At 37.5% G+C, this 8897-nt stretch carries 6 protein-coding genes; 3 read left to right on the top strand and 3 right to left on the bottom strand.

Annotated features, from left to right (window positions below; all coding sequences use genetic code 11):
• Positions 1 to 28: 28 nt before the first annotated feature.
• On the top strand, positions 29 to 1684 hold the full coding sequence (locus tag AC1DPQ_RS09575) for a glutamine--tRNA ligase/YqeY domain fusion protein (protein ID WP_477609002.1): 1656 nt from the start codon (positions 29 to 31) through the stop codon (positions 1682 to 1684).
• 265 nt (positions 1685 to 1949) lie between these two features.
• Here the strand turns inward: AC1DPQ_RS09575 and AC1DPQ_RS09570 are convergent, their stop codons facing one another.
• Complete coding sequence (locus AC1DPQ_RS09570; protein WP_477581584.1) at positions 1950 to 2786, bottom strand: N-acetylmuramoyl-L-alanine amidase; 837 nt, start codon at positions 2784 to 2786, stop codon at positions 1950 to 1952.
• A 113-nt stretch (positions 2787 to 2899) separates the two neighbouring features.
• On the opposite strand from AC1DPQ_RS09570, the gene AC1DPQ_RS09565 reads away from it, so the two are divergent.
• On the top strand, positions 2900 to 4579 hold the full coding sequence (locus AC1DPQ_RS09565) for a dipeptidyl-peptidase 3 family protein (protein ID WP_477609000.1): 1680 nt from the start codon (positions 2900 to 2902) through the stop codon (positions 4577 to 4579).
• 516 nt (positions 4580 to 5095) lie between these two features.
• Here AC1DPQ_RS09565 and AC1DPQ_RS09560 read toward each other — a convergent pair.
• Complete coding sequence (locus AC1DPQ_RS09560; protein WP_477608998.1) at positions 5096 to 5842, bottom strand: LytR/AlgR family response regulator transcription factor; 747 nt, start codon at positions 5840 to 5842, stop codon at positions 5096 to 5098.
• Between the two features lie 7 nt (positions 5843 to 5849).
• On the bottom strand, positions 5850 to 7469 hold the full coding sequence (locus AC1DPQ_RS09555; RefSeq protein WP_477608996.1) for a sensor histidine kinase: 1620 nt from the start codon (positions 7467 to 7469) through the stop codon (positions 5850 to 5852).
• Between the two features lie 321 nt (positions 7470 to 7790).
• Here AC1DPQ_RS09555 and AC1DPQ_RS09550 point away from each other — a divergent pair.
• Positions 7791 to 8897, top strand: a 1107-nt coding sequence (locus AC1DPQ_RS09550; protein WP_477608994.1) for a TonB-dependent receptor, incomplete at its 3' end; no start/stop codon positions are given.

Below are 8897 nucleotides of genomic sequence, written 5' to 3'. Positions count from 1 at the left end.
CATTTGCATTCCTAATTTACAGGTTTTTATGAGTGAAGAGAAGTCATTGAACTTTATTGAAGAAATTGTTGAGAACGACTTAAATAGTGGTAAGTATGAAACTTTGGTTACGCGTTTCCCGCCGGAGCCTAATGGTTATTTACACATCGGCCACGCGAAAGCAATATGCTTAAATTTCGGACTAACACAAAAATACGGCGGCTATACCAATCTGCGTTTTGATGATACCAATCCGGTAACAGAAAAAACAGAATATGTAAACAGTCAGCAAGAAGATATCAGATGGTTGGGTTTTAACTGGAAAAATGAATTATATGCCTCAGATTATTTTGATGAGCTGTATGGTTTTGCCGTTAAACTGATCGAAAAAGGTTTGGCTTATGTTGACGAGAGTTCTGCAGATGAAATTGCAGCTTTAAAAGGCACGCCAACAGAACCAGGACAGGATAGCCCATATCGTAACCGCAGCATTGAAGAGAATTTAGACATTTTCACGAAAATGAAAAATGGCGAATTTGCCGACGGTGCCTATATTTTGAGAGCAAAAATCGACATGGCCAGTCCGAATATGTTAATGCGCGATCCGATTATCTATCGCATCAAACATGCCGAACATCACCGTACCGGTAACAAATGGTGCATTTACCCAATGTACGATTTTGCTCACGGACAAAGCGATAGTATCGAAAACATCACGCACTCTATCTGTACGTTGGAATATGTTTCGCACCGTGAACTGTACGATTGGTTTATCGAAAAACTAGAGATTTTTCCTTCAAAACAATATGAATTTGCCCGTTTAAACCTTACCAGCACGGTAATGAGTAAACGTAAGTTACTTCAACTGGTTAACGAAAACTTAGTAAATGGATGGGACGATCCGCGCATGCCTACAATTAGTGGGTTACGTAGGAGAGGTTTTACACCAAAAAGCGTACGCGAATTTTGTGAACGTATTGGTATCGCCAAACGCGAAAATTTAATTGAGCTAAGTTTATTGGAATTTTGTATCCGCGAAGATTTAAATAAAACGGCTAACCGTGTAATGGCGGTTTTAGATCCGATTAAACTGGTGATTACAAATTACGAAAAAGGAACAGAAGATTTAATCGGCGAAAACAATCCAGAGGCTGAAGATGGTGGTGGCACGCGTGTGATCCCTTTCAGCAACGAACTTTGGATAGAACGTGAAGATTTCATGGAAGTACCCGCAAAAAAATGGTTCCGCCTGGCACCCGGTGCAATGGTACGCTTAAAATTTGCCTACATTGTTAAATGTGAAGATTTTGTAAAAGATGAAAACGGAAACGTTACCGAAATTCATTGTACTTACATCCCAGAATCGAAAAGTGGAAATGATACCAGCGGCATAAATGTTAAAGGAACCATCCATTGGGTAAGTGCTCCGCATGCCAAAACTGCCGAAATCCGTTTGTACGACCGTTTGTTTACTTCTGAAACACCAGATGCTGAGGAAGGAGATTTTAAAGATTACCTAAACCCTGAAAGCTTAACGGTTTTACCTAACGTTTATATCGAGCCGGCCCTGGCAGATGCAGATCTGGAAAGCCGTTATCAGTTTATCCGTAAAGGTTATTTCTGTTTAGATAGAGATTCTACTGCAGATAAATTGGTTTTTAACCGTACAGTTACACTAAAAGATACGTTTAAGAAGCCGAATTAATTAGCTTTTTTAAACCACAGATAAACACGGATGAACACAGATTTATCCGTGTTTTTTTTTGTGCTAGAATTTGGCTGCAAATGCATGCAGAGAAGAATATTGGGTGGCAAATATTAGCATTGTTTTTTGCGCCATAAACTTCAGGTTATTCCGCTTTTAAAGATCCAGTCCTGTAGCGAAGCGGAAAGCTACGCAGTAAAACAAGTTCAGGAGAAAGATTGCGCGCTGTGCGTTTAATCTACGCAACCGCCAAACCCCATTCTGTTTAGTACTTCGTATAAACATTATAAAGTACCAAAACATCCACAGGCGTTAAAGTAGGCGTAATATCACTCTGGATAAAATGGATTTTAAAAGCAGTGATTGCTGCAGGGAGATTACTGGTATCGTAACCAATATATTTTAAGGCCATTTCGGTATTAAAATCTACAGGAGGGTTTTTCAGCACATCATCATACCAATAGCCAAAGCCCTTATCTGCCAGTTTTTTCCAGGGGAAATTTTTAGGATCATTTTTTCGTTTAGGTGCTATATCGGCATGACCGATAAAATTCGCTGTCGGGATTCCATAGGTTTTCTTTAAAGTGGCCAACAACTTTAGCAGGCTATTGATCTGTGCATCAGGCCATGGGTCAGTTAAGCCATTATTATCCAATTCAATGCCTATCGATGAAGAGTTTAAGTCGGTATCCTTCCCCCATTTACTTACACCAGCATGATTTGCGCGTAAGTAATCATTCACCATATGCACTACTTTACCGTCGCGGCTGATAACATAATGGGCACTTGTACCTGCCTTAGTTGAGAAAAACGTCTTTATGGTCTGTGCCAAACTATCTTGTGCAGTATGATGGATCACCACAAAATTTGGTTTACGTATCCCAAAATTTACAGAACCAATCCATTCCTGGTTTGTTGCTCCTAATGAATCGTAAAGCTGACCAACTGGTGGCGTGGTATTGATTATTTTCGAAAAATCCTTTGCCTTTTCTTTATAGATTTTTTCTGTTGCAGCATATTTGCTGCTTCCGCAGGCAGATAAAATAAGTACAAGAGAAAAAGCGGAAATAGATAATGATTTTGATGACCTTGAAAATAACATGGTATGAATTGTTAGCAAGTTGAAGTTACAAAGTTATCTTAAACTTCACCCAATGCATCAAACTTTATACAAAGCTTTCAAAATTTACTAATTTAGCAGCCATATACTTTAATATGAAGAATTTATACAAATCAACCCTGTTTTTATCGGCAGTAGCTATTTCTGTAGGCACCTTATCGTCTTGTACCGGCAATAATAAATCTAAAGATGAAAAGGCTGTAGTAGTACAAAAAGATAGTTTGACCAATTATGTTGCACAACGCCTGCCTATTTACGAAAGGGTAAAATTAACCACCAATATAAACGAGTTAAGTGTTAACGACCGTAAAATTTTGCCTTTATTAATCCAGGCAGCAGAAATTATGGATCAATTATACTGGAAACAAGCCTATCCACAAAGAGATAGCTTGCTGGCAACTATTAAAGATGAAAAAACACGCGATTTTGTTAACATTAATTATGGTCCCTGGGATAGATTAAATAATGATAAACCTTTTGTTGAAGGTATTGGTGCCAAACCAGAGGGCGCATCTTTTTATCCATACGGAATTACAAAAGAGGCCATAGAGAAATCGGACCTTGCTGATAAGTTTGGTGCATATTCGGTTATTCAAAAAGACAGTACAGGCAAATTATCAACTGTACCCTATCATGTATTATTTGCTTCAGAATTACAAAAAGCAAGCTCGTTATTAAAACAGGCAGCTTTAATTGCTGAAGATGCCGGTTTAAAAAAATATTTAAACTTAAGGGCCGATGCTTTGGTAACGGATAATTTTACCGCAAGTGATTATGCCTGGTTAGATATGAAAACCAATGGTTTGGATATCATTATCGGCCCCATTGAAAATTACGAGGATAAACTGTTTAATGCCCGTACCAGTTACGAAGCTTATGTTTTAATCAAAGATAAAGAGTGGAGCAAGCGTTTGGCGAAGTACGTAAAAATGCTTCCTGAATTACAGAAAAACTTACCTGTTGCAGCGAAATACAAAACCGAAACACCTGGAACCGATTCTGAGCTAAATGCATATGATGTGGTTTATTATGCAGGAGACTGCAATGCCGGATCGAAAACCATTGCCGTTAATCTTCCAAACGATGAAAAAATTCAACAGGAAAAAGGTACACGCCGCTCACAGCTGAAAAATGCTATGCAGGCGAAATTTGATAAGATATTGGTGCCGATTTCAAGAGAATTAATTGAAGCCGATCAGCAACAATACATTAAGTTTGATGCTTTTTTTGCAAATGTAATGTTTCACGAAGTAGCTCATGGTTTAGGCATTAAAAAAACCATTACCGGAAAAGGTTTTGTACGTGCGGCATTGAAAGAACAGTATAGCTGGTTAGAAGAAGGCAAAGCCGATATTTTAGGCTTATATATGGTAACAGGCTTACTTAAAAAGGGGGAGTTGAAAGGTGACATAAAAGATTATTACACCACATTTATGGCTGGTATTTTACGTTCTGTTCGCTTCGGCGTTTCTGAGGCGCATGGAAAAGCCAATATGCAATGCTTTAATTATTTCCAGGAGAAAGGTGCTTTTGAGCGTACCGCTAAAGGTACTTACAAGGTAAACTTCGAAAAATTTGCAACTGCCATGAACGATTTAAGTGCATTCATTCTTACCCTTCAGGGTAACGGTGATAAAGTTGCGGTAGAAAAAGCACAAAAAGAAAAAGCAGTTATTCATACAGAACTTCAAACAGATCTGGACCGGTTGACCAAAAAGAATATTCCGGTTGATGTTGTTTTCGAACAAGGCGTTGATGTACTTGGGGTAAAATAAAAGATTTCTTTTACGAGGAATTAAAGGCCATAGATATGCAGGTGTAAGCTTGCTTGTCTGTGGCTTTTTTGTGTTTTTGCTTAAGTGGCTACCATTGACGCTATTTTACAAATTATTATTAATCAGCGCTTTAACTGCTTTCGCATTCCCACCCAGTTAGGCTACAGCACCGTATCCCCGTTCAACTTAAATCGGCCTAACAAATTTTTGGGAATCCACAGGCCAAGCCCAAACAGAAACTTCAATACAAAAATTTTCAGCCGACACTTTTGTTTCTTTTGGTGCCAAAAGAAAAAGGCCTGTCCGGCTAGGACTAATAAACCACCCCGTCCTGCGGACACCCCTCTGAAAGAGGAGAATCACATATTGAACAAGACCAATAATTAAATGTCATTTATATGGATTTTTGCACAATAAATTAACCCTCAGGATGACGATCGCGTTAAATCATATTTTTAGCAGTATGCTTCTCGATTAACATTATACRAAGAGGCTAAATAAAGACTTATGTATTACTTAGAGCTGTTGCAAAGCTTGTTTTACAGTGTCTTTGTTGGGCTTAGAAACGGGTATCTTTTCTCCAGAGGTTAAGAGTAAAATACCACCGTCTTCCTTTAACCAGCTTTTTACATATTTTGGATTTACTAAATGGCTTTGGTGAGTTCTTAAGAATCCGCTGGGGCGCAGTAAATCTGCATATTCTTTAAGTGATTTAGAAACCAATATTTTTTCATTACTTGAAAGGAAGAAGCGGGTATAAGTATTGTCTGCCTCGCAACGTATAATTTCTGATAAAGCAACATACCTTATTTCGCTTTGCATCTGTAGGGCAATCTTGCTAACATTGGTTTCGGGCTTTTTTAGTTGCTGCAGTAAAAAATCAAGCTGTAGATTTTGTATTTGTGTTATCAGTTTATGTTCAGCTTTATTTACCGCGTTTATCAATTCTTCAATATCAATGGGTTTTAAAAGATAATCTAAGGCAGCAAATTTTACTGCTTGTATCCCATATTKATCGTAAGCGGTAACAAAAATAACTTCGAAATTACGTGTTGGAAGCAGTTTTAGTACATCAAAACCTGTTTGCTCGCCCATTTGAATATCCAGAAATACTAAATCAGGTGAATATTTTTCAATAATGCCAACCGCATCGTTAATATTTTGCGCTGTTGCCATTATGGTTACCTGCGAACAGTGCTTTTCTAACAAAGTCCGTAGGTTTTCTAAATTGGAAATTTCATCGTCTATTAAAATTGCCTTCATTATAATATTATAGCCAATCGGTTAATGTTAAACTTATTTTGGTGCCGTTTGTGCTTGGCTGTATGGCTAAAGTAAAGCGATTTTGCTTATAAATACTATTTAAGAGTGCTATTCTACTGTTACTTAATTGAAGACCTAAACCATTATTCTTTTTTTCTGTGTCAAATCCATTTCCATTATCGCTAATAGTTAACACCAAATCATTTGCTTGCTTGGTAAATGTGATTACAATTTTTCCATCGGTAGCTTTTTTCGAAATGCCGTGTTTCACCGCATTTTCTACAAAAGGTTGTAGCAGCATGCTGGGTATTTCTACGTTATCCAGGTCTAAGTTTTCTGAACGGTTAATTTCGTACTTAAAACCAAACCGCAATTGCTCCATTTGCAGGTAATCGTCTAATAAAGTTTTTTCTTGTGATAAACTGATCAATTCTTTATCATCAAGCACATTACGGGTTAAGCGGGCAAACTTAGACAGGTATTTGTTGGCATTGTCTATTTCGTTTTTGTTCATTAAATTTTGAATGCCAGAAAGTGCGTTAAATAAAAAATGAGGGTTTAACTGGGAACGAATGGAGTTAAGCTGAAGCTTTGCCGTGTTTTTTTGCTGCTCTTGTTCTACAATCTTTTTTTTGTTTCTTCTTTTGATCGCGTGAAGTATCAGTAAAAAATTTAAACCAATAACAAATGTTGCCATTAAAGCATAACTATAAAGTTCTTTTTTGGTGTAGCTTTCTTCGGCTAAAGTGATAGCAAGCGTATGGCGGGTTACGTATTTTTCGGTTTCTTTTGGTGAAATATCGCAATCAAAGCAACTGGTCCATTTAATTGATGGCTGAATAATAATTTCATACTCGCCCGACTTTTTGAAAATGTTTTTATCAATTTCTATAAAAGGTAGTTGCTCATGATCTTCACTTATGATGCCACCATATCGCCAGGTAGTTGATTCGAAAATGATTTTATTGGTTTTTTTGTCTTTTATTGAGGTATAGTAAAGATAATCAATATCCGATTTGTCTTTAACGATGGTTAGCTGCAGATCTTTTTCAGTGAAAGTAAAGTTTGTGCTCCCTTTTGGGTCTTTTACCCAGCTGGTGCTATAGACCTGATCGCTTTTGCTCAGCATTGAAAAAGATAGGATTTTTGCTCTCGGTATCGACTTTCCGTAAAAAACAGCTTTATCGATATCCTGCGGTTTATCTATACTATAAACAAGTGTGGTAWCCGTTTTATCTTTTACAGGGAAAATGCCCAGTGTTGTCGAACTGAACAGTTCTTCATCTCCTTCTGCGTGTGTATCTTTCAGCTGCGCCATGTTAATCGGCTTATTGAGCGCAATGGGTTTGTTATCTGCCAAAATGGTGTACCGATAGTGCTGTATATTAATATTCTTTCTAAAATTAATCGAGATACTTACATGGTTTACATCAGGTAAGTAATTAAAGGATGTGCGGGGTTGATTGGGAAATCCAATAGCATAAAAAACGTTTCTGGCTCCACTATCTACATGCATGAGCAATTTTCCTCCAGCAGCAATGTTATTAGAAAAATTAATGCCTTTTTGCGCATATGCGGCAGATAAGGAAATAAAGAGGCTGAGCAATATGAGGGTCGTCTTTTTCATAAGGTTAAGTTTAATTTTCATCAAACTTGTAGCAATAATAGCAAAACTAAAACCATAAAACAGGAAAGGTGGTGTTTGAAATAGTAGAGGTATTGTTTTGCGCAGTATTTGAATGTTCACAGTGAAGAATAAGCCGACTCGGGACTTTTTCACTTTCCCTGTAACCTTTTCAAAAAACGGTCGTCTTACTTATAACTAAACAAGCGGAAACCTTTCGTTTCCGGGCTAAACTTTAAAATAAGCAAGCAATTAAATTGAAAGCGCATGTACATGCGGTATAGAAATCTTTTTGCCTATTTTTTTAAGAATAAATACCTAAAAATGAAAACATTATACAGAATATCACTTATCGTTACTTTCCTTTTTACCGTTACAGTTGGTTTTGCGCAAACAAATCCTAAACCGAACATTAGTGGGGTAATTTTAGATGAAACCAAAAAACCTGCAGATTACGTTACTGTTGTGCTCTTTAAAGCTTCCGATTCGAGTGTGGTTAAAACGGCATTTACCGATCCAAACGGAGCATTTAATTTTAATGTTTCGGGTAAGGGGAGTTATTTTTATAAAGCCAGTAACATGGGTTACAAAACACTTAAAAGTAAAACCATCGTTTTAACAGAAGATAATCAAAAGGTAGATTTCGGATCGGCTCAGCTTACCGCAAGCACTCAAAATTTAAAAGAAGTGAATGTAGCTGTAACTAAACCATTAATCGAAAGAAAAATGGATAAGATCGTGATGAATGTTTCCAATAGTTCGATTATGACAGGTTCTACTGCGCTGGAAGTTTTGCAAAAAGCACCAGGCGTAACGGTAGATCAGAATGATAAGATCTCGATGATGGGTAAACAAGGCGTGCTAATTCAACTGGATGGAAAACAGACCTACATGAGCAGTGCCGATGTGGCGAATCTACTGCGTAACATGCAGAGCTCGGAGATTGAGAGCATTGAACTGATTACCAATCCGTCTTCAAAATACGATGCCTCTGGCAACTCGGGAATTATCAACATCAAAACGAAGAAAAACAAAAATGGCGGAAGCAATGGCAGTATAAGCGGAACAGCCGGTTATGGCAAAAACTTTAGGGGAAATGCCGGTTTAAACCTAAACCACAGAACGCAAAAATTAAACCTTTTCGGTAATTACAATTATGGAAGAAATGAGCGCGATAACCTCATTGCCATCGACCGTATTTCGAACGGAACACCAGATACTTATTTTATGCAGGTGGGTACCAGCCATAGAAAGCAACAGAACAATAACTTTAAAGCAGGTATAGATTACTTTATTGATAAAAAGAACACGATTGGTGTATTGGTAAACGGCTACTTTAACCATGGAAATGAAACTACGGTAAACAATACTTTAATTGGCCCATCTTTTAACCAGGTAGATTCGAGCCTCATAACCAACTCATTGCAGGCA

The sequence above is a fragment of the Pedobacter sp. 01T416_2 genome (assembly GCF_056398925.1).
Note: the sequence above shows the minus strand (reverse complement) of the source record. Positions and strands in the feature narration are given on the sequence as shown.

Bases quoted from the DNA above. Each gene is read 5' to 3' on its own strand.
- AC1DPQ_RS09575 (WP_477609002.1), top strand. From the start codon at position 29: ATGAGTGAAGAGAAGTCATTGAACTTTATTGAAGAAATTGTTGAGAAC.
- AC1DPQ_RS09570 (WP_477581584.1), bottom strand. From the start codon at position 2,786: ATGTTATTTTCAAGGTCATCAAAATCATTATCTATTTCCGCTTTTTCT.
- AC1DPQ_RS09565 (WP_477609000.1), top strand. From the start codon at position 2,900: ATGAAGAATTTATACAAATCAACCCTGTTTTTATCGGCAGTAGCTATT.